Genomic DNA, 20,622 nt, shown 5'->3' on the forward strand with positions numbered 1-20,622 from the left:
CGGTCTTCATTGTTAGCTCCTTCTCAAATGCGAAGATCAGTAAGTGGAGGCCGGTTGGCTGCTCCTGCCGCCGCGCAATGAGCGAAACTCAAGAGTCGTGCCAATTCCGCAAGACAGCCCCCAAAAAAGTCGTTCTGTATTGTGTTCGGCAGATTAACTGCGAGCGCAGCGGCACGTCGGCCGAACATCACTGTCGTGGACGCGACGCGATCGGATCCACTTGACCGCAGGATTAAGCACCTAGGCACTCCGGTCACCCGACGTAGCGGATCATGTTCGATTACCCGAGAATTTCCGTCGTTCTCAGGCTACCGCCTTGAGATATTGAGTGCGGTAGGTCCAGGGCGGTAGCTGGTCGACGCGATTTGGCCGTCCGTTGATGATACCTATCAGTACACCGATGATCCAGGCGACAGGATTGGCGCCGAGCGCCTCAGGTTAAGCGGTAGTCTTTGTTAATCGCTCTTAAGGACAGCAGTCGATTCCGCGTCCCGCCCCCCCTAGGGGCGGCGCGATGCCGACGCTCCTGCGGCCGCTTTTGCTGGATGAGAAGCTGAGGCGTCCGTCTTGTCCATTCACATTCGAGCTTTATCTGGCGACCTCGATCCGAACGAATCGATTCTGCAATCGCGAAGCCGGTGCTGTTCTGGTGAGCGCGCGCTGGTGACTGTCATCACTACCAGCAAACGCAGGCTCTTGTTGATGTCCGACGTTGTCGGGTTTGTAACAGCGGTCTGCGGCTAGGTCGGGATTACAACAATGTTCGGAGAGGCCGCTCGCGCGCACTATCTGCTTTCAAACGCACGGATTTGTCTCCCTGACGCAGTCTTGGCACGATCATTGCCAAACCTTGGCCGAGCGCCGTCAACGCCAACAGGGAACTCCGAGGGGAGCATGGGTACCGTCACCACTCGCAAGGTCGCAGACATCACGGGTTGCGCTAAGCAACCTATCCGCAATAAGCTGCTTATCGAGCAAGCGCTGAAGGTCGACCCGGAGAAGACAGCGAAGAGGCGCGCTTGGCATTTCCGCTTCACTCGCATGCGCGCGAACGAGCCAGGCGGCAGCCCTAGGTTCATCCGCTGCAGGGACGCTGGGCAGTGCGACCTCTCAAAAGCGTTCGCAGCGGTATTCAGAACACTGCATTGTGTGGATGCACTAACGAGGGCTTCGGTGAAGAACGCTCTGCTGACGATTGGTTTCGGATTTCATCGTTCTCTGTCCGCGACATTCGCGTCCAAGCGATTGGTCAGGACATGGATCGGGACCGATCCATTGAATTGGCGCTCTGTCGCGCCTCTCGTCAACATTATCCATATCCTCAGGGTGGCGGCGTTGTGGCAACCGGTCGATGATCTCGCGCGGTATCTACCTGTCACAGCGATTCTGCAGCCATCCAACACAGGCTGGCTCTACGCGGAGACGAACGGAACCGTCGCGAGAGCAGTCGCCCTTGGAATGATGTCGTCCGGACGTCTGGCTCAGATCGCCACAGCGCGGCCATTCTTATGAGTCGGCTACGTAGCAGGGGGCATAGCATGAGAGTGCCGGCCAAACTGCCGTCCAATCGACGCTTCGGCCTGACATTTTGCGCCGTATTTCTTGCGTTGGGCGCATGCGCGGCCATCAAGGGAAAAATCGCTGCCGCTTACGTGTCACTCTTTGCTGTTGGTGTCGCATTCGGCAGCATAGCATTGACCGTCCCGCGAATTCTCGCGCCGCCCAACCTACTCTGGTTCTACTTCGGCGAGCTGCTTGGACAGATAGTCAGCCCGCTGGTTCTGGGCATCATCTATTTCGGGCTTCTAGTACCGATCGCCTTCATCGCTCGCTTGCTCGGGCGCGATGAGCTTCATTTGAAGCGACGACCGGTCGCAAGTTACTGGATGAATCGTAACCCGCCAGGTCCGACAGCTCAGTCCTTCACACACCAGTTCTGAGGCGCATATGTTTCTCTTCATCAAGGAACTCTGGGCTTTCATGCGTATTCGCAAAAAGATGTGGCTCGGCCCCCCAATTCTTCTCATGGTTGTCATAGCCGCTTTGCTGGTTCTGGCGCAAGGCTCTGTCGTGGCGCCGTTCGTTTACACGCTGTTTTGACCAGTGAATATCCTGGGGATCTCAGCTTACTACCATGACTCTGCCGCTTGTCTCGTCTCAGATGGCGAACTGGTAGCTGCCGCGCAGGAAGAGCGCTTTACGCGGAAAAAACACGATCCAGGCTTTCCTGCCTGTGCGGCTCGTTACTGTCTCCGCGCTGCAGGGCTATGTCCAGCCGACGTCGACTACGTCGTCTTCTACGACAAACCCTTTAGCAAATTCGAGCGGATTTTTGAAACCTATCTAGCTTTCGCGCCAAAGGGATTTAAGAGTTTCGCAACGTCGATGCCGGTTTGGCTAAAGGACAAGCTGTTTCAAAGAACGTTGATTGCTGAGGCCCTGAAAGAGCACCTCGGGAGTGATGTTGATTGGTCGAGGCGACTCCGCTTTTCAGAGCACCATCTCAGTCACGCAGCGTCGGCGTTCTTCCCGTCGCCATTTCACGAAGCCGCAGTGTTGACGATGGATGGTGTCGGAGAGTGGACGACAACCTCGCTTGCGATCGGCAAGGGAAAGGACCTGTCAGTCTACAAGGAGATTCACTTTCCGCATTCGCTTGGCTTGCTGTACTCAGCGTTCACTTACTACATCGGTTTCAAGGTGAACTCCGGTGAGTACAAGGTAATGGGACTGGCGCCCTACGGCGAGCCAAAGTATGTGCATCTGATAAAGGAGCATCTGATCAACCTCAAGGAGGATGGGTCATTCCACCTCGACATGAGCTTCTTTGACTACTGTACCGGACTAACAATGACCAATGGCCGCTTCGAGACGCTATTCGGTGGTCCGGCCAGACGCCCGGAAAGTGGGTTGACGCAGAGGGAGATGGATCTAGCGGCCTCCATTCAGGCCGTTACCGAGGAGGTCGTCCTAAGGCTTGCAAAAGGAATCCGGACCACAACCGGCCAGAGAAACCTCTGCCTCGCAGGAGGAGTGGCGCTCAATTGTGTTGCGAACGGAAAGCTCATGCGGGAAAAGCTCTTCGACAACATCTGGATTCAGCCGGCTTCTGGCGACGCCGGCGGCGCAGTGGGCGCAGCACTCGCTGCCTACCATCTCATGCTTGAAAAGCCCAGGAGCATCCATGCGGGCGACAGCATGAACGGCGCGTACCTCGGACCGGAGTTCAGTCAGCGCGAAATTGAAGAGCGTCTAGGAAAGGTCGGCGCGGTATTCACGGCCGAATTCGATGAAGCACTGATTGACAATGTCGCACATGCTCTCGTCGACGGTAAGGCGGTTGGGTGGATGCAGGGTCGGATGGAGTTCGGCCCGCGTGCGCTCGGCGGACGTTCCATCATTGCTGATCCCCGCTCGCCGACCGTCCAGAAGCAGCTAAATCTCAAGGTGAAATATCGCGAGTCCTTCCGCCCATTTGCGCCGAGTGTTTTGCGAGAGGAGGTGTCTCAATGGTTTCAGCTTCATTCCGACAGCCCCTATATGCTCCTTGTGGCCGACGTGCTGAGCACGAAGCAGTTGCCGATGTCGGAAAAGCAAAAGCAGCTCTTCGGCATCGATAAATTGAACGTCGCGCGCTCGGAAATTCCGGCTGTCACACACGTGGACTACTCCGCGCGCGTGCAGACAGTGCACAGCACGACCAATCCGCGGTTTCACAGGCTGATATCGAAGTTCAAGGAACTAACCGGATGCCCTGTTGTCGTGAACACCTCATTCAACGTGCGAGGAGAACCGATCGTTTGCACTCCAGAGGACGCGTTCCGCTGTTTCATGGGAACAGAAATCGAAGTGCTGGCCGTCGGCAATTCGCTCTTACGGAAGGAAGACCAGAGCAGGTCGTTGATGAAGGACTATCGTAGTTGCTATGAACTTGATTAGAAAGCGAGGCCTTCAGGCTGTGCGCCAGGCAGCGGTCGTGATTTTTATTTCCTGTACGAACGATTTCGGCGCGCATTTCGAGGAAGACCATCCACATGGATGTCAAAATAAAAAACGGGATCTTCGGAATACTGTCAATAGCGACTAGCCTGATTATGGCTGCCGCCCTATTGGAATTCTATGTGCGTTTAACGCAGGCAGACGGCACCAATTTCGACATCGAAATGTGGCGTTACGCCAAAGACCTGAAAGTGGTTAGCGAGATACCCGGTGCAGGGCACGAACACACCCCTGGAAAGGGTGGAGTTTACATGGGGGTCCCCATAACGATCAACTCAGCAGGTTGGCGCGATCGCGAACATTCCATGGCGAAAGAGAATGGCACTGTTCGGATCATGATGCTTGGCGACTCCTTGACGTTTGGATGGGGCGCAAGACCTGAAGACGTCACATCATACCGATTGGAAGGGCTGCTGAACGCGAAGGAAAAAAAATTCGAGGTCATAAATACTGGGAGTGGAAATGCGAACACAGCTATGGAAGCAACGTACTTCATGAAGAAGGCGTACGTATACAAGCCTGACATCGTCGTACTGAACTATTTTATCAATGACGCAGAGCCCACACCGCGAAGAACGGAGAATTTCTTTCTAGAGCACTTCTATTCAGCAGTATTCATCGCGGGTCGTTTCGATGTCCTTATGCGAACATACTTCGGCAAGGCTGATTGGCGGCACTATTACCGCGGTCTCTACCAAGAGAATGAACCCGGCTGGTTGGGTGCACAGGATGCGTTGAAAGAACTTGCGAGCTATTGCAAGGCTCGAAACATCAAACTGATTGTAGTTAACTACCCGGACCTGCACGAGCTGTCCCCCTACCCATTTCAAGATATAACGAGTCTCGTAGCCTCCAAGGTGAAAGCTCTCGATATACCATTTCTGGACCTTCTTCCGGCTGTGGAAAATCAAGCCCCACAATCCCTCTGGGTCACGAAGACAGACTCCCACCCAAACGGTAAAGCGGCCGGACTCTACGCGGACTCAATTGCGAGAATCCTAGTGACCCAAATTCCGGAAGACTTTCGAGGGTCTGTAAATTGAAAGAATTCTCTTCCACGGAAAACCCTATGGGAGCAGATGATGCGCTGCTGAGAACATCCGTTGCGAGGACGAGGGTCATGCGCTTGACGGCCCTATTGAATGAAATATGGGTCATCCTTGGTGTTGCCCTTCTTTTCCTGACGATTCTGGAAGTATCGCTGACCTCTTACTACGAGAGAGCTGACAAGAGAGAACGTCAAGGTGCCACCAAGGCTGCAGCCAATTCTGGGGTATATGCGAATGTCGACCTCGCGGAAGAGTACTTCAAAGAACTCACCGATGCTAAGCATCGGACGTGGGCTCCATATACGCAAACACGCGAAGCGGACTACAGGGGGAAGTTTATTAATGTAAACAACGGCACCAGAAGAACTTGGGATTCCGAGGCAATCAACGATGATAGGAGTACCAGGTTAAAAATATTCTTTTTTGGCGGGTCGACTTTGTGGGGGCTTGGATCTAGCGACGACTTCACCATTCCCTCACTTGTCGCCAAAATGTTAGCCGAAAATGGAATCGGCGCCAAAGTCACAAATTATGCAGTCATTGGGGATGTAACTACCCAAAGCTTGATTCGCTTCGTTATCGAATTGAGAAAGCGGAATGTTCCTGATTTGGTGGTCTTTTACGGCGGATCGGTTGAGGCTTTCTCCGCTTGTTATGAAGGAGAACCGGGCGTTCCGCTTGGCAACTCAAACCTCGAAAAAATATCTCCTAAAAAGGAGGCAAAAGCGCGCATAAGTATAAGGTTAGAAAACTTCGCGCTGATAAGACTGCTCACCGGCAAAACACAGCTCGCGGGCTGCTCGAAAAAATTGGACGTGCTGTCCGACGGAGTTCTGGATGTCTATCTAGGGAATGTTCGGTTTATAGAGGCGATTTCAAGGAGCTTATCCTTTAAAACATTATTCTACCTTGAGCCCCAGTTGGCCGATAAGACGCACAGGACAAAATATGAAGAGGATCAGCGTTTAAAATCAGAGAAACGGTTTCCAGGAAAAAACGATCTTTACTCTCTGATGAGAAGCAAGTTGGTCAAGAGAGAAGATGAGAGTTCGGAGCAAAACGTGATTCATGACTTACGTACGATCTTTTCCGATGTTGCCAGCCCAATTTACATGGACGGCGGGCATTATGGCGAGGAGGGGAATGAGCGGATATCTCGAAAGATCGCAGCCGACATATTGGCACTATATGCTCCCGTGAAGTGAACAACAGAGCTGGTCCCGGAACAGAGTTTTCAGCGCACCGCTCCGCGCTCATGGCCAAGAACAGCCGCTGGCACCACGGCATCCACCACCGCCGGCGCAACCTGTACTTCTTCCGCCTGCTGCTTCTCGCAGCTGACGTCGCCAACCGACAACTGCTGCGGCGACATGCTTCCCGTAAACCTCGTTGCCAGCTGCAAATCGAATTGTTCCGTTTCTCACTGTCGCGATCTCTTCGCACACTGTGAATTGGGCGATTCAAATCCGTAACATCTTGGAGTTTCCCCAGTTTTCGCGCGCCGCTGCGGCTGGCCTGCTTCTTGCTGTCCTTGTTGCAGCGATAAGTCAAAGCCGAAGACGGGATGGGTCATGGGCGCGGCAATGGAAACATTTTACAGCGTGATCAGGCGGCAGGGCATCACGCGTCGGAGTTTTCACAAATTCTGCAGCCTGACAGCGACAAGCCTCGGGCTTGAGCCGTTGGCGGCTGGTCGCATCGCCAACGCGCTCGAAACCAAACCGCGTGTGCCGGTGATCTGGATGCATGGTCTTGAATGCACCTGCTGCTCGGAGAGCTTTATCCGCTCCGCGCATCCGTTAGCGAAGGATGTCGTGCTGTCGATGATCTCGCTCGATTATGACGATACGATCATGGCGGCCGCAGGTCATCAGGCGGAAGCGATCCTCGAAGAGACCCGCGCCAAACACAAGGGCCAGTACATTCTTGCCGTGGAAGGCAATCCGCCGCTGAACGAGGGCGGCATGTTCTGCATCGACGGCGGCAAGCCGTTCGTCGAGAAACTTAAGCTGATGGCCGACGACGCTATGGCGATCATTGCCTGGGGCGCATGCGCGTCCTGGGGGTGCGTGCAGGCGGCCAAACCCAATCCGACGCAGGCCTCGCCCATCGACAAGGTCATCACCAACAAGCCGATCATCAAGGTGCCGGGATGCCCCCCGATCGCCGAAGTGATGACCGGCGTCGTCACCTTCATCACGACCTTCGGCAGGCTGCCCGAGCTCGACCGCCAGGGCCGGCCGAAAATGTTCTACTCACAGCGCATTCACGACAAGTGCTATCGGCGATCGCATTTCGATGCCGGGCAGTTCGTCGAGGAATGGGACGACGAGGCGGCGCGCAAGGGCTATTGCCTCTACAAGATCGGCTGCAAGGGCCCGACCACCTACAACGCCTGCTCGACCGTGCGCTGGAACGGTGGCGTGTCCTTCCCGATTCAGTCGGGCCACGGCTGCATCGGTTGCTCGGAGGACGGCTTCTGGGACAAGGGCTCGTTCTACGATCGCCTGACCAACATCAAACAGTTTGGCATCGAAAAGAACGCCGACCAGATCGGCATGGCTGCGGCCGGCGCCGTCGGTGCCGCTGTGGCGGTGCACGCGGCCGTCACCGCCGTGAAGCGGCTCGCCGCCAAGCGCGAAGACGCAAATCAAGATCGTTAGTCGTCAGAGAAAGTAACGATGGGCCTCCAGACACCCAACGGATTCAAGCTCGACAATTCCGGCAGGCGCATCGTCATCGATCCGGTCACTCGCATCGAAGGTCACATGCGCCTCGAGGTCAACGTCGACGCAAATAACGTCATCCGGAACGCCGTATCCACAGGCACGATGTGGCGCGGCATTGAAGTCATCCTGAAGGATCGCGATCCGCGCGATGCCTGGGCGTTCACCGAACGGATCTGCGGCGTGTGCACCGGCACGCACGCCCTGACGTCGGTGCGCGCGGTCGAGAATGCGCTCGGAATCACCATTCCGGAGAATGCCAACTCGATCCGCAACCTGATGCAGCTCGCGCTGCAGGTGCACGATCATGTCGTTCACTTCTATCACCTGCACGCGCTGGATTGGGTCGACGTGGTCTCGGCGCTCTCGGCCGACCCGCGGGCGACTTCCACGCTGGCGCAGTCGATCTCGAACTGGCCGTTGTCATCGCCTGGCTACTTCAAGGACCTCCAGACACGCCTCAAGAAGTTCGCCGAGTCGGGGCAGTTGGGTCCTTTCAAGAACGGCTACTGGGGCAGCAAGGCCTACAAATTGCCGCCCGAAGCCAATCTGATGGCAGTGGCGCATTATCTGGAAGCGCTCGATTTCCAGAAGGAAATCGTAAAGATCCACGCCATATTCGGCGGCAAGAATCCTCATCCGAACTGGCTCGTCGGCGGCGTACCCTGTCCGATCAATGTCGACGGTACCGGGGCGGTCGGAGCCATCAACATGGAGCGGCTGAACCTGATCTCGTCGATCATCGATCGTCTAACTGAATTCAACGAGCAGGTTTACTTGCCTGATGTGGCGGCGATCGGGTCGTTCTACAAGGATTGGCTCTATGGCGGTGGTCTTTCGGGCAAGAGCGTGCTCACCTATGGCGACGTGCCGGAACACGCCAACGACTACTCCTCCAAGAACCTGAAGCTGCCGCGAGGGTCCATCATCAACGGCAATCTCTCGGAGGTGTTTCCAGTCGACCATGCCAACCCCGACGAGATCCAGGAATTCGTCGTTCACTCCTGGTACAAATATCCCGACGAGACCAAGGGTCTGCATCCCTGGGATGGCGTCACAGAGCCGAACTACGTGCTCGGGCCCAATGCGAAGGGCACCAAGACGGCTATCGAGCAGCTCGATGAGGGCGGCAAATATTCCTGGATCAAGGCGCCGCGTTGGCGAGGCCACGCCATGGAGGTCGGTCCGCTCGCGCGCTGGGTCGTCGGTTACGCGCAGAACAAGGCCGAGTTCAAGGATCCGGTCGACAAATTCCTGAAGGACCACGACCTGCCGCTGTCGGCGCTGTTCTCGACGCTTGGCCGCACCGCGGCGCGCGCGCTGGAATCGGTCTGGGCCGGCCGCCAGATGCGCTATTTCCAGGATAAGCTCGTCGCCAATATCAAGGCGGGTGATAGCTCGACCGCCAACGTCGACAAGTGGAAGCCGGAGAGCTGGCCAAAGGAGGCCAAGGGCTTCGGCTTTACCGAGGCGCCGCGCGGCGCGCTCGCGCACTGGATCAAGATCAAGGAAACCAAGATCGACAACTACCAGTGCGTGGTGCCGACCACCTGGAATGGCTCGCCGCGCGATCCGAAGGGAAATATCGGCGCGTTCGAGGCCTCCTTAATGGATACTCCGATGGTGAATCCCGAGCAGCCGCTGGAGATCCTTCGCACCATTCATTCCTTCGATCCGTGCCTGGCGTGCTCGACGCACGTCATGAGTCCGGATGGCCAGGAACTGGCGACCGTCAAGGTCAGATAAACCAGAGGTGAAGCACCATGATGGATGCGGCTGAATGTCGCGCGAAATCCGAGCCGGATCTCGCCGCGATCGCAGCGGACGCGGTCGGTGGACATGCGATCGGACGTCCCACGGTCTATGTCAACGAAGCACCGGTGCGAATCTGCCACTGGGTCAATGCATTCTCTATCGTCGCGCTGATGATGACCGGCTACCTGATCGGAATGCCGTTGCCATCGGTGGAGGGCGAGGCGTCGGCGAACTTCGTAATGGGCTATATCCGCTTCGCCCACTTCGCGGCTGGTCAGGTGCTGGCGGTGTTCTTCCTCACCCGCGTCTTCTGGGCTTTCGTAGGCAACCATCATTCCCGGCAGATCTTCTATCTGCCGGCTCATCGCAAGCAGTTCTGGCGAGAAATGCTGGATGAAATCCGCTGGTATGCGTTCCTGGAACACAAGCCGAAAATGTATGTCGGCCACAATCCCTTGGCGCGGACCGGGATGTTCACGGGCTTCACGCTGTTCGTGCCCTACATGATCATCACCGGCTTTGCGCTCTATTCGGAAGGCACCGGAATCGATAGCTGGCAGCACAAGCTGTTCGGCTGGGTGTTCGCGATCTGGCCGAACAGTCAGGATGTGCACACTTGGCATCATCTCGGCATGTGGGCGCTCGTGACGTTCGTCATCGTGCACGTCTATGCCGCGATCCGCGAAGACATCATGTCGCGTCAGGGCATCATCTCCTCGATGGTCTCCGGCGAACGGCAATTCCGCGACTGAAGCCGGAAACGAAGCCCATGCCGATATCTTCAACAGACCGCATTCTGGTGCTCGGCATCGGCAATATCCTGTGGGCCGATGAGGGGTTCGGCGTACGGGCGGTGGAGGAATTCCACCGCCGCTACGTCGTATCGGACAATGTCACCATTCTCGACGGCGGGACGCAGGGCCTCTACCTCGTCAGCTATCTGGAAGAGGCCGATCGTCTGATCGTGTTTGACGCGATCGACTATGGGCTCGGCCCGGGAGAGTTGAAGCTGGTGCGCGACGAGGAAGTTCCACGTTTCACGGGCGCGAAGAAGATGAGCTTGCATCAGACCGGATTTCAGGAAGTCATCAGCGCGGCGGATCTGCTCGGGCGCTGCCCGAAGCATCTCGCGTTGATCGGCTGCCAACCGTACGATCTCGAAGACTGGGGCGGCCCTTTGACCAAGCCGGTGAGCGATCAAATCGGGCCGGCGATCGAGCTGGTCTGCGCAATCCTGGCTGAGTGGGGCGCGACGGCGAGTCCGCGCAGCAAGCCGCTGCTGGAGTCCGAACGGCTGCTCACCAACGATATCGACCATCAGCACTACGAGATGAGGATGCGGCCGGTCTGACCGGCGTGCGCGACCGGAGACGCGGGATGTGCCTTGGCCTGCCGATGACGATTGTTGAGACTGACGGCGTTTCGGCGCTATGCGAGTTTCGCGGCGAGCGGCGGCGTGTCTCGATACTTTTGCTCCCCGACCTGCCGGTCGGCAGCAAGGTGCTCGTCCATATCGACACCGCGATCCGTCTGCTCGATGAGGCAGAGGCGCGACTGATCGCTGAGGCGATCGAGGGGCTGACCGCGGTGCTCGGTGGCGAGGATTGCAACCGTTTCTTCGCCGACCTCATCGAGCGAGAACCGCAACTGCCCGAGCATCTCCGGTTTGACCCAGCGGCCGACCTTCCAAATCCGATCCTCGATGTCACCCGCATCGCGGGCGGCTCGGGTTGGTCCGCCGCGGATGAAAGACAAGTTTCATTCGAAACCATCCCTCTTCGCGGACGCGAAAATGAAGGATCTATATCAATGAGATCGGCCAGGAACGGCGATAACTGATCGTGACATGTGCCTTGCTAACCTCTCACGTCAGAGAAATAGGCTTGCCAGGGGGCTGATGGAATTCCAGCAGGGAAAGCATAATCTGACGCGCCGGGGCCTGCCCGAGATCGATGCCGCGAGCGTCGATCGGTTTCTTGGCGCGGCCAATGAGGCTAGCGCGGTGGCCGTGCTGTTGTCGGCGGGCGATCCCGCGCGATTTATGGAGGCGATCGACGTCGCGGTCGTGTTGCCGGAACTGATTGACGCTTTTCAGGGGCGGCTGCGGGGTGCCGTGATCGCGCGTTGCGCCGAGAGCGAGCTCGGCCAGCGCTTTGGCGTGCGGGTGCAGCCGACGCTGATCTTTATCGCCAAGGGCGAAACGCTCGGATTGATCGCCAAGATCCAGGACTGGTCGGTCTATGTCGACCGCATCGCCAAGCTGATCGACCGTCCGTGCGGCGCGAGCGTGTTGTCGTGACAGTCATCATTCCCCAGCGTCGCTCACAGGGTGTCGAACTATGAAAGCGGGTTTCTGGACCGCGCCTGGAGGCGCCGAGCAGCCGATCAACGTGTTTCCGATCGGCGAGGAAAGCCTGAATGCATCGAGCGTCCGCCTGACGGCCGCGGGCGCGTTGGCGAAGCTTGCCACGCTGGACAGCGCGGAGCTGGCCAAGCGCTGTCCGAATGCAATCGATCTGCTGTCGAAAGTGGCAGCGGCCATCGCAAGCCAAAAGACCGACGTGCCGACACGATTGTTCCGGCTCGCCAATCTCAACGATCTCGAGCGCAAGCTGATTGCGGACGTGCTCGGCCAAGGTGAGGTTGCCGGCTTCGTCGCGCTGCCGGACGGATCGCTGGCGCAGATCCAGGAATCGGCGCTGGCCGGAATCTGGCACGTGCGGCTCGAGATCGACGCCAATCATGAGTACCTCGAAGTCGGCGCAATCCCGGAAATCGTCAAGCGCGCCGCTGCTGATCTTACCACTGCGGATTTCGAGATCGGGCAGGCGCCGGAAGGCGCGATGAACGCGCTGCCGGTGCTCGCGGAAATCCGCGAGCGCGCGCTGGCCTGGCGGCCGAGCATTCGCTCGCAAATCATCAATTTCACGCTGCTGCCGATGAGCCCCGTCGACATGAGCTTCCTCCATGACACCATCAGGAATGGGCCGATCCAGCTCGTTTCGCGCGGCTACGGCACTTGCCGGGTGCTCTCGACGGGTATCCGCAACGTCTGGTCGGTGCAGTTCTTCAACGCCATGGATGCCATCATCCTTGACACGCTGGAGGTTGGCGGTGTGCCGACCGTGGCAATCGCGGCTGACGAGGACTTCGAAGACTCCGCTGAGCGCCTCCAGGAAATCATCGAGGCCTATTTCAAATGAGCGTATTCGAGAATTTTGGCGTTCGCCAGGATGTCACCGAAGGCACGCGACTGGAATGCGGCATCTGCTGGACGGTGTACGATCCCGCCGATGGCGACGATGTCGCGCAGATCGCATCCGGCACGCCCTTCGCGGTCCTTCCTGACGATTGGCGCTGCCCGAACTGTGACGCGCCAAAGTCCAAATTCATGGCCATCGCGTCATGAAACCTCATGCGCAAGCGCCTGCCACTGACGCCGACGCGGCAGCTTGGGGGCAGCGGCTGGCTCACGTCTACCGGGACATCGGCGAGCGCGCGATGCGCGAGCTGCCGATCTACAACGACGCCCTCGACGTCGAGGCAGTTAGCTTCCGCGTGTTCAACGGCACGATCATCGGTATCATGGTCACGCCCTGGTTCATGAACGTGGTGATGCCGGCCGGCGAATTGGCGCCGGCGGCCTCAGCTTCGACATTGCGCTCTCGCTTTCCGGCCGGCGATATTGATTTCATCCTCAGCGACGTCAACCATGTGGGCCGCATCGCGAGCTGTTCGCTGTTCTCGCCCATGTTCGGGTTTGCCGACGTGGCCTCTGCGCGGGCAACGGCGGAAGCGGCCATCAACGAACTCATGTTGCCGGCCGACGGCAAGGAGGCGACCCGACGCCGCGAAACCGCTACAAGCGCGATCGATCGGCGTAGCTTCATGCGGGCTGTTCTGACGGAGCAGCACGAATGAACCCCGGCTTCCGCAACGAGATCGACATCACGGTGTGGCTCGCCAAGGATACGATCGCCGACGTGGCAATCCTGCCCCGGAGCCGGCTGCCGTTGACGCGTCTGTTTGCGGGCAAGCCCGTCTCGTCGCTGCTCTCCGTGCTGCCGCGGCTGTTCTCGCTGTGCTCGGTTGCACATCAGGTGGCGTTTCTGGGAGCGGTGGAAGCCGCGCGCGGCGAGGATTGTCCTCCGGAGACCATGCATCGCCGCGTCACCGCTGTCGTCGCCGAGCGGCTGGCGGAACTGTTCCGTGGTCTGTTCGTCGGCCAGCTCACCCTGGACGGCGCGAGCGCCGCCGCGGTCCGCGCCATGATGCAGGCGACCGCCGTCCTTGGTGGCCTCCTCGGCGAAGGCGGGCAGGTGTCGGCGCGTTGCGAGGCGGTATCGCGCATCAAGGCGGTGCTCGCTGCACTCGGAATCGCGGGCGAAGGAGAGGCGCTGACGCCAGGCAGCGCGCTGGCAGCGCATTTTTCGAGCTTCGATGGGCATGCGCTGCTGCAGCCGGTCGTCGAACACTCGTTTCTTTCCGTCGCCGATGATCTCGATGTCATCATGCGGCTGCTTGCGGATGGCGCGAGCTTCTCCGATGCCCCCGATCTCCACGGTCGAATTCCCGAGACCGGTGTGTGGGCACGCCGGGTCCGGCGCCAGCCGGTCCTGCCGCCGAGCGCCGGACCTGCCGAGCGGCTGAAGGCGCGGATTGCGGAAGTGACGCGCCTCTGCTCCTGGCTCGAGACGGGCGACGAGGCGCTCGAGGACGGCGTCGTCGATAGCTACCGGCTTGGCGCCGGCAAAGGTGCGGCGGCCGTCGAATGCGCCCGCGGCCGGCTCTATCAAATCGTCGAGTGCAATAACGAAAACCGCATCGTCCGCTTCGAATCGCTGGCTCCGACCGAATGGAACTTCCATGCACGTGGACCGCTGGTCCGCAGCCTGCAGGGCTCGGGGCTTGCCGCCGGTCGACAGGGGCAGAATGCCGTCCGTACGCTCATCGGCTCCTTCGATCCCTGCGTCGGATTTAACCTCAGCTTCCGTGAGGTTGGCCATGCATGAGATGGCGCTTTGCCAAGGCATCATCGAGATCGTCGAGGAGGAGGCGCGCAGGCGCGCGCTCCCAAAAGTGAAGGCAGTGTGCCTCGAGATCGGCGCGTTGAGCCATGTTGCGCCGGAGGCGATGAAATTCTGCTTCGAAGCGGTCGCCGCACGCACCATTGCACAAGGTGCGACCCTGGACATCGTCGAGACGCCTGGGACCGCCTGGTGCATGGCCTGCTCGACAAGCGTCGAAATCAAGCAGCGCTATGAGCCATGCCCTGGCTGCGGCAGCTATCAATTGCAAGTGACCGGTGGAGAAGAGATGCGGGTCAGGGCATTGGAGGTCGACTGATGTGTACAGTATGCGGCTGCGGTGACGGCAAAGCTTCCATTGAGCGTGGGCACGATCACCCCCATGGGCATGATCACGCGCATCTTCATAGTCATCATCACGATCATGGTCACGATGGACACGGTCATCACGACCATGATCATCGCCCTCATCATCACCACGATCGAAACCGCGGAGATCCCGGCCTGCTCGACTGCGGCGCCGACCCGGCCGAGCAGACGATCGCCGGCATGAGCAGCGACCGCATCATCCAGGTCGAGCGTGACATCCTCGGCAAGAACGACCGCCTTGCGGCCGACAACCGCGCGCGGTTCCGCGCGGATGACGTGCTCGCCTTCAACCTGGTCTCGAGCCCCGGCGCCGGAAAGACCACGCTGTTGGCCCGCGCCGTGTCCGAACTGAAAGACAATTGCCCGATCGGCGTGATCGAGGGCGATCAGCAGACCTCGAACGACGCCGAGCGGATCCGGGCGACAGGCGTACCGGCGGTCCAGGTCAACACTGGCAAGGGCTGCCACCTCGATGCGGCCATGATCGGCGAGGCCTATGACCGGTTGCCCCGGCTCAACGGCGGCATCCTTTTCATCGAGAATGTCGGCAATCTCGTCTGTCCGGCAGCGTTTGATCTCGGCGAGGCCTGCAAGATCGTGGTGCTCTCGACCACCGAAGGCGAGGACAAGCCGCTCAAATATCCCAACATGTTCGCAGCGTCCTCGTTGATGCTGATCAACAAGATCGATCTCGCGCCTGTGCTCGACTTCGATCTCGCCAGGACGATCGAATATGCACGGCGGGTCAACCCAGAGATCGAGGTGCTGACGGTATCGGCGCGGACCGGAGAGGGATTTGCGGCATTCTATGCCTGGATCCGGAAGCGCGCCGAGAAGGCGAGGGCGGCATCCCTGAGTGCCGTATCGGCATGATGATGAGCGGCGGAGCCGCAGCGCGCGATGGTCGGAGGCTGCGCCTGCACGTGCGCGGCGCCGTGCAGGGCGTTGGCTTTCGCCCCTATGTCTATGGCCTTGCCATACGCTATCGCCTCGGCGGCTTCGTGGCCAATGACCCGCACGGCGTTGTGATCGAGGTTGAAGGTGTGCGCGCTGCCGATTTCGTCGCTGCGCTGCCGCTGGAGAAACCGCCGCTGGCACGGATCGACGGGATCTCCGTGCAGCAAATCCGCGCGGTTGAAAGCGACGAGTTCTGTATTCGCGCCAGCGAGCAGGGCAAGGTGTCGACGCGGATCGTCGCCGACGCCGCGACTTGTGCCCAGTGCCTGAGCGAGCTGTTCAATCCGAGCAGCCGCTTCCATCTTTACCCCTTCGTCAACTGCACCCATTGCGGTCCGCGATATACCATTGCCGAGCGGCTGCCATATGACCGCCGCTCCACCGCGATGAAGCATTTCGCGATGTGCGCAGCTTGCGCCGTAGAATATAGCGATCCCGCAAGCCGCCGCTTTCATGCCGAGGCGATCGCCTGTCCATTGTGTGGTCCGCGCTTGAGCCACGGCATCGAGCAGATCGCCGCTGAGATCGCAGGCGGAAAAATCGTCGCGCTCAAGGGACTCGGTGGATATCAGCTCTTGTGCGATGCCCGAGACGACGAGGCGGTGCGGCGTCTGCGGCGGAGGAAGCAGCGGGAGCGGAAGCCGTTTGCGGTCATGGTTGCCGCAGTCGACGCTGTCGCGAAGATCGCTAACGCGGGTGCAACAGAGCTGGCATTGTTGGAGTCGACGCCGCGCCCGATCGTATTGCTGACATCGCGTCGGCAACTCGCGCCGGCAATCGCGCCGGACCTGTCGCGGATCGGCGTCATGCTGCCGGTCGCGCCGCTGCATCATCTGGTGTTCCATGTGCTGAACTCGGCGCACCCGTGTGCGGACGGCTCCCCCTGGGTGATCGTGGCGACGAGCGCCAATCCGGGCGGCGAGCCGCTAGTCATCGAGAATGACGAGGCGGAGCGGCGGCTCGCCGGCATTGCCGACCTGATCGTCACCCATGATCGCGATATCGTCACGCGCGCTGACGATTCCGTGCTGTCGGTCGTTGCCGGACGCGCGCAATTCATCCGGAGGGCCCGCGGCTATGTTCCCGAGCCGATTCGGTTGGCGTGTGCCGTGCCGCCGGTGCTCGCAGTGGGCGGCGCGCTGAAGGCATCTGTCACGATCATGCGCGGTGATGAAGCCTTCGTCTCCCAGCACATCGGCGATCTCGATACCGTGGAGGGCATTCGCTTCTTCGAGGAGACGATCGAGCACCTGATCTCGACGCTGGATGTCGAGCCGACCGTCGTGGCGCATGATCTTCACCCCAACATGGCCTCCACCCGCTTTGCCGAGGCGAGCGGCCGCGGGCTGATCGCGGTTCAGCACCATCATGCACATGCGGCGTCCGTGATGGCGGAGCACGGTATCGACGAGCCCGTGCTGGCACTGGTGCTTGACGGCTTTGGTCATGGTAGCGACGGCGGGAGTTGGGGCGGCGAGCTCTTGCGATGTGAGGGCGCGCGCTTCCGGCGGATCGGACATCTGGTGCCGCTCAGGATGCCAGGCGGCGATCGCGCCGCGCGCGAGCCTTGGCGGATGGCTGCCGGCGTGCTTCAGGCGCTCGGGCGCGGCGCGGAGATTCCACGTCGCTTTGCGGCGCAGCCGTTGGCGGCGGGTGTTTTGGCCCTGCTCAACCAGCCCGACGTGCCAACGACGACCAGCGCCGGTCGGATGTTCGATGCGGCCGCCGGATTGCTGGGGCTCTCCACGCGGCAGAGCTATGAAGGCGAAGCCGCGATGAAGCTGGAGGCGCGTGTTCGCCGGACACGCGTCGCTGAGGATGCCTGGACAATCGAACAAGGCGTGTTGTCGCTGTATCCGCTGTTTGAACGTCTTGTGGCTGATGCCCCCGGTCCGACCGTAGGCACTGAGCTGCTTCATGGCACGTTTGCCGCGGCCTGTGTCGACTGGATCGCGTGTGCGGCACGAGAGACCGGCCTCACTACCGTCGTTCTGAGCGGCGGCTGCTTCCTCAACGCGATCCTGAGCGAGGAGGTGCAGCGCGGCTGCGTCGCTATCGGGCTCAATCCGCAGCTCGCGCGCCAGGTGCCGCCGAATGACGGCGGCTTGAGCCTCGGCCAAGCCTGGGTTGCCGCTCTCCAAATGCTCGAACAACAAAGGCTGGAAGGAAACGCCTGATGTGTCTCGCCATACCTGCAGAGGTTACAAAGCTCCTTCCCGACGAGATGGCCGTCGTCTCGATCGACGGCGTCACCAAGGAGATTTCGGTGGCGCTGATCGAAGATCTTGCCGTCGGCGACTACGTGATCATCCATGTCGGCTATGCCCTCACCAAGATCGACCCGGATGAGGTAAGGCGGACGCTGGAGCTCTTGCGTGAGCTCAGCACCGAAGGGCAGGGAGCAATGCAGTGAAATACGCCGACGAATTTCGGGACAAGGCAATCGCGCTGGGATTGGCCAGGGCGATCCGGTCTGAGGCCAATCCGCAGAGGTCCTACCGCTTCATGGAGTTCTGCGGCGGACATACGCACGCGATTTCGCGCTATGGCCTGGAGGACATACTGCCCAAGAACGTGCGGATGATCCACGGCCCCGGCTGTCCCGTCTGCGTGCTGCCGGCGGGACGTATCGACATGGCGATCCGGCTGGCAGATCGGCCGGAGGTGATCCTTTGCGTCTATGGCGATTTGATGCGGGTGCCGGGCTCGCAAGGAGCCTCGCTGTTGAAGGCGAAGGCACGTGGCGCCGACGTCCGCATGGTCTATTCCACGGTCGATGCGATCCGGATCGCGGAAGAGAATCCGGAGCAGGAAGTCGTGTTCTTCGCGATCGGCTTCGAGACCACGACGCCGCCGACCGCAATCTTGATCCGGTGCGCTGAGAAGAAGCAGCTCGAAAACGTCAGCGTGGTCTGCAACCACGTGCGGACGCCGCCGGCGATGCAGAACATTTTGGAGAGTCCCGACACCCGCAGCATCCGCCGCGTCGAGATCGACGGCTTCGTGGGGCCCGCGCATGTCAGCATCATCATTGGCACCGAGCCCTACGAGGTCTTTGCAGAGGAATTTGGCAAGCCGGTGGTGATCTCGGGCTTCGAGCCGCTTGACATGATGCAGGCGATTCTGATGCTGGTGCGTCAGGTCAACGAGCACCGGAACGAGGTGGAGAATCAATACAGCCGTGCCGTAACGCGCGATGGGAATCCGCGCGCCAAGGAGGAGGTGTCGAATATTTTCGAGCTGCGCGATCAGTTCGAATGGCGAGGCCTCGGGCTCGTGCCCTATAGCGGATTGAAGCTGAAGCAAACCTACGCCAGATTTGATGCGGAGATACGTTTCGCCTTGAACGAGCTGCGCGTCCCCGACAATCCGGCCTGCGAATGCGGCGCGATCCTGCGCGGTGTCAAGAAACCGGTCGACTGCAAGCTGTTCGGAACGGTGTGCACGCCGGAGACCCCGGTGGGATCCTGCATGGTCTCCTCGGAAGGCGCATGTGCCGCGCATTGGACCTATGGTCGCTTCCGCGATCGTCAGCAGAAGCGGGCGTCATGAGAGCCCATCAGCGCAAGCTCGACATCAAGCACGGCTGCGTCGACCTGTCCCACGGTTCCGGCGGCCGTGCGATGTCGCAGTTGATCTCAGGCCTGTTCCACGAGGCGTTCGGCAACGAATGGCTGGCGCGCGGCAACGATCAGTCCGCCTTCGACGTCGGCGCCGGGCGCATGGTGATGACGACTGATGGCTATGTGGTTTCACCGCTGTTCTTTCCCGGAGGCAATATCGGCTCGCTCGCGGTGCACGGCACCGTCAACGACATCGCCATGGCCGGTGCCCGACCGCTTTATCTGTCTGCGAGTTTCATTATTGAGGAAGGCTTTCGGTTTTCAGACCTCAAGATGATCGCGGACTCCATGGGCGAGGCGGCGCAATCCGCCGGCGTTCATATCATCACCGGCGACACCAAGGTGGTCGAGCGCGGCAAGGCCGATGGCCTGTTCATTTCGACCGCGGGCGTTGGCCTGGTGCCTGAGGGACTGGATCTCTCCGCCGAGAATGCGAGGGTCGGAGATCGGGTGCTGATCTCGGGCACGCTTGGCGATCACGGCGTCGCAATCATGTCAAAGCGCCAGAACCTCGCCTTTGAAACGGAGATCGTCTCGGATTCGGCCGCCCTGCATGATCTGGTCGCCAGGATGGTGGCGGCGGGCGGCCGCGGCATCCGTCTGATGCGAGATCCCACGCGCGGCGGCCTCGCGGCGACATTGAACGAAATTGCCCAGCAGTCCGAACTAGGCTTCAGCCTCCAGGAAGAGGCGATCCCGGTCAAGCCGGGGGTGGCGGCTGCCTGCGAGTTGCTCGGGCTCGATCCGCTCTACGTCGCCAATGAGGGGAAGCTGGTCGCGATCGTGTCGCCTGATGTCGCCGGAGCCGTGCTGGCCGCCATGAGAGCGCACCCGCTCAGTCGCGATGCCGCCGATATCGGCGAAGCGGTGCCGGACGATCATCACTTCGTGCAGATGGCGACGAGCTTTGGCGGTGGCCGAATCGTCGACTGGTTGTCGGGCGAGCAACTGCCCCGGATCTGTTGAGGCCCAAGATGCGCATTTAGCCCCATGCCAACGCCGCGTCCTATACCTACACCGCGAAGCACGAGAGTTCAGTCCGGTGGATTCGCTTGAAACCTTCGATATCGCGAGCCAGCACTGTGAGGAGCATTCAATCGAAGTCCTCAACGAATTC

The 20,622-nt window shown here is 59.9% G+C and carries 22 protein-coding genes and 1 pseudogene; 22 read left to right on the forward strand and 1 reads right to left on the reverse strand.

Features of this window, described 5'->3' with window-relative positions; all coding sequences use genetic code 11:
• The first annotated feature begins 894 nt into the window (after positions 1-894).
• The 6 genes from ACLFLU_RS09310 (at position 895) to ACLFLU_RS09335 (ending at position 6,253) form a co-directional block, all read left to right on the forward strand.
• On the forward strand, positions 895-1,512 hold the full coding sequence (locus tag ACLFLU_RS09310; RefSeq protein WP_426411913.1) for a hypothetical protein: 618 nt from the start codon (positions 895-897) through the stop codon (positions 1,510-1,512).
• A 26-nt stretch (positions 1,513-1,538) separates the two neighbouring features.
• Positions 1,539-1,940: an SxtJ family membrane protein gene (locus ACLFLU_RS09315; RefSeq protein WP_426411914.1), complete on the forward strand. Its 402-nt coding sequence runs from the start codon at positions 1,539-1,541 to the stop codon at positions 1,938-1,940.
• 7 nt (positions 1,941-1,947) lie between these two features.
• Positions 1,948-2,100, forward strand: a complete 153-nt coding sequence (locus ACLFLU_RS09320; RefSeq protein ID WP_426411915.1) for a DUF5989 family protein — start codon at positions 1,948-1,950, stop codon at positions 2,098-2,100.
• A gap of 3 nt (positions 2,101-2,103) precedes the next feature.
• Positions 2,104-3,939: a carbamoyltransferase family protein gene (locus tag ACLFLU_RS09325; RefSeq protein WP_426411916.1), complete on the forward strand. Its 1,836-nt coding sequence runs from the start codon at positions 2,104-2,106 to the stop codon at positions 3,937-3,939.
• A 95-nt stretch (positions 3,940-4,034) separates the two neighbouring features.
• Positions 4,035-5,042 (forward strand): SGNH/GDSL hydrolase family protein, encoded by a 1,008-nt coding sequence (locus ACLFLU_RS09330; RefSeq protein WP_426411917.1) that lies wholly within the window; start codon positions 4,035-4,037, stop codon positions 5,040-5,042.
• Between the two features lie 26 nt (positions 5,043-5,068).
• Complete coding sequence (locus tag ACLFLU_RS09335) at positions 5,069-6,253, forward strand: SGNH/GDSL hydrolase family protein (RefSeq protein WP_426411918.1); 1,185 nt, start codon at positions 5,069-5,071, stop codon at positions 6,251-6,253.
• Positions 6,254-6,282: 29 nt separating this feature from the next.
• Here the strand turns inward: ACLFLU_RS09335 and ACLFLU_RS09340 are convergent, their stop codons facing one another.
• Positions 6,283-6,420: a hypothetical protein gene (locus ACLFLU_RS09340; protein ID WP_156936868.1), complete on the reverse strand. Its 138-nt coding sequence runs from the start codon at positions 6,418-6,420 to the stop codon at positions 6,283-6,285.
• A gap of 199 nt (positions 6,421-6,619) precedes the next feature.
• On the opposite strand from ACLFLU_RS09340, the gene ACLFLU_RS09345 reads away from it, so the two are divergent.
• The 16 genes and pseudogenes from ACLFLU_RS09345 to hypE all read left to right on the forward strand — a co-directional run bounded on the left by ACLFLU_RS09345 (position 6,620) and on the right by hypE (position 20,471).
• Positions 6,620-7,711 carry a hydrogenase small subunit gene (locus ACLFLU_RS09345; protein WP_426411919.1) on the forward strand — a complete coding sequence of 364 codons (1,092 nt, stop codon included), beginning with the start codon at positions 6,620-6,622 and terminating at the stop codon, positions 7,709-7,711.
• 18 nt (positions 7,712-7,729) lie between these two features.
• Positions 7,730-9,520, forward strand: coding sequence for a nickel-dependent hydrogenase large subunit (locus ACLFLU_RS09350; RefSeq protein ID WP_426411920.1), 1,791 nt, complete (start codon positions 7,730-7,732; stop codon positions 9,518-9,520).
• Positions 9,521-9,537: 17 nt separating this feature from the next.
• Entirely contained in the window at positions 9,538-10,281 is a 744-nt protein-coding gene (gene cybH, locus ACLFLU_RS09355) for a Ni/Fe-hydrogenase, b-type cytochrome subunit (RefSeq protein ID WP_426411921.1), read from the forward strand.
• Positions 10,282-10,298: 17 nt separating this feature from the next.
• Entirely contained in the window at positions 10,299-10,880 is a 582-nt protein-coding gene (locus ACLFLU_RS09360; protein ID WP_375866005.1) for a HyaD/HybD family hydrogenase maturation endopeptidase, read from the forward strand.
• 26 nt (positions 10,881-10,906) lie between these two features.
• Positions 10,907-11,194: pseudogene (locus ACLFLU_RS09365) on the forward strand (HypC/HybG/HupF family hydrogenase formation chaperone); the annotation flags it as partial.
• 232 nt (positions 11,195-11,426) lie between these two features.
• A complete protein-coding gene (locus tag ACLFLU_RS09370) occupies positions 11,427-11,828 on the forward strand; it encodes a hydrogenase accessory protein (RefSeq protein ID WP_375866006.1) in 402 nt (133 codons plus the stop codon).
• A gap of 40 nt (positions 11,829-11,868) precedes the next feature.
• Positions 11,869-12,732, forward strand: coding sequence for a hydrogenase expression/formation C-terminal domain-containing protein (locus ACLFLU_RS09375; protein WP_426411922.1), 864 nt, complete (start codon positions 11,869-11,871; stop codon positions 12,730-12,732).
• Positions 12,729-12,938, forward strand: coding sequence for a rubredoxin (locus ACLFLU_RS09380; RefSeq protein WP_027544465.1), 210 nt, complete (start codon positions 12,729-12,731; stop codon positions 12,936-12,938). The genes ACLFLU_RS09375 and ACLFLU_RS09380 overlap by 4 nt, the downstream gene beginning before the upstream one ends.
• Positions 12,935-13,450: a [NiFe]-hydrogenase assembly chaperone HybE gene (gene hybE / locus ACLFLU_RS09385; RefSeq protein WP_426411923.1), complete on the forward strand. Its 516-nt coding sequence runs from the start codon at positions 12,935-12,937 to the stop codon at positions 13,448-13,450. The genes ACLFLU_RS09380 and hybE overlap by 4 nt, the downstream gene beginning before the upstream one ends.
• The gene (locus tag ACLFLU_RS09390; RefSeq protein WP_426411924.1) at positions 13,447-14,541 is read left to right on the forward strand and encodes a nickel-dependent hydrogenase large subunit; all 1,095 of its coding nucleotides are present in this window, start codon (positions 13,447-13,449) and stop codon (positions 14,539-14,541) included. The genes hybE and ACLFLU_RS09390 overlap by 4 nt, the downstream gene beginning before the upstream one ends.
• The gene (hypA, locus tag ACLFLU_RS09395; RefSeq protein ID WP_426411925.1) at positions 14,534-14,875 is read left to right on the forward strand and encodes a hydrogenase maturation nickel metallochaperone HypA; all 342 of its coding nucleotides are present in this window, start codon (positions 14,534-14,536) and stop codon (positions 14,873-14,875) included. The genes ACLFLU_RS09390 and hypA overlap by 8 nt, the downstream gene beginning before the upstream one ends.
• Complete coding sequence (gene hypB / locus ACLFLU_RS09400) at positions 14,875-15,798, forward strand: hydrogenase nickel incorporation protein HypB (protein WP_426411926.1); 924 nt, start codon at positions 14,875-14,877, stop codon at positions 15,796-15,798. Before hypA ends, hypB begins: the two co-directional genes overlap by 1 nt.
• Positions 15,795-18,059: a carbamoyltransferase HypF gene (hypF, locus tag ACLFLU_RS09405; protein ID WP_426411927.1), complete on the forward strand. Its 2,265-nt coding sequence runs from the start codon at positions 15,795-15,797 to the stop codon at positions 18,057-18,059. The genes hypB and hypF overlap by 4 nt, the downstream gene beginning before the upstream one ends.
• Positions 18,059-18,295, forward strand: coding sequence for a HypC/HybG/HupF family hydrogenase formation chaperone (locus ACLFLU_RS09410; protein ID WP_234685000.1), 237 nt, complete (start codon positions 18,059-18,061; stop codon positions 18,293-18,295). The genes hypF and ACLFLU_RS09410 overlap by 1 nt, the downstream gene beginning before the upstream one ends.
• Positions 18,292-19,434 carry a hydrogenase formation protein HypD gene (hypD, locus tag ACLFLU_RS09415; RefSeq protein WP_426411928.1) on the forward strand — a complete coding sequence of 381 codons (1,143 nt, stop codon included), beginning with the start codon at positions 18,292-18,294 and terminating at the stop codon, positions 19,432-19,434. Before ACLFLU_RS09410 ends, hypD begins: the two co-directional genes overlap by 4 nt.
• Positions 19,431-20,471, forward strand: a complete 1,041-nt coding sequence (gene hypE / locus ACLFLU_RS09420) for a hydrogenase expression/formation protein HypE (RefSeq protein WP_234685002.1) — start codon at positions 19,431-19,433, stop codon at positions 20,469-20,471. Before hypD ends, hypE begins: the two co-directional genes overlap by 4 nt.
• Positions 20,472-20,622: the final 151 nt, after the last annotated feature.

Origin of the sequence: Bradyrhizobium ganzhouense (assembly GCF_049949285.1) — a bacterium.
GTDB lineage: Bacteria > Pseudomonadota > Alphaproteobacteria > Rhizobiales > Xanthobacteraceae > Bradyrhizobium > Bradyrhizobium ganzhouense.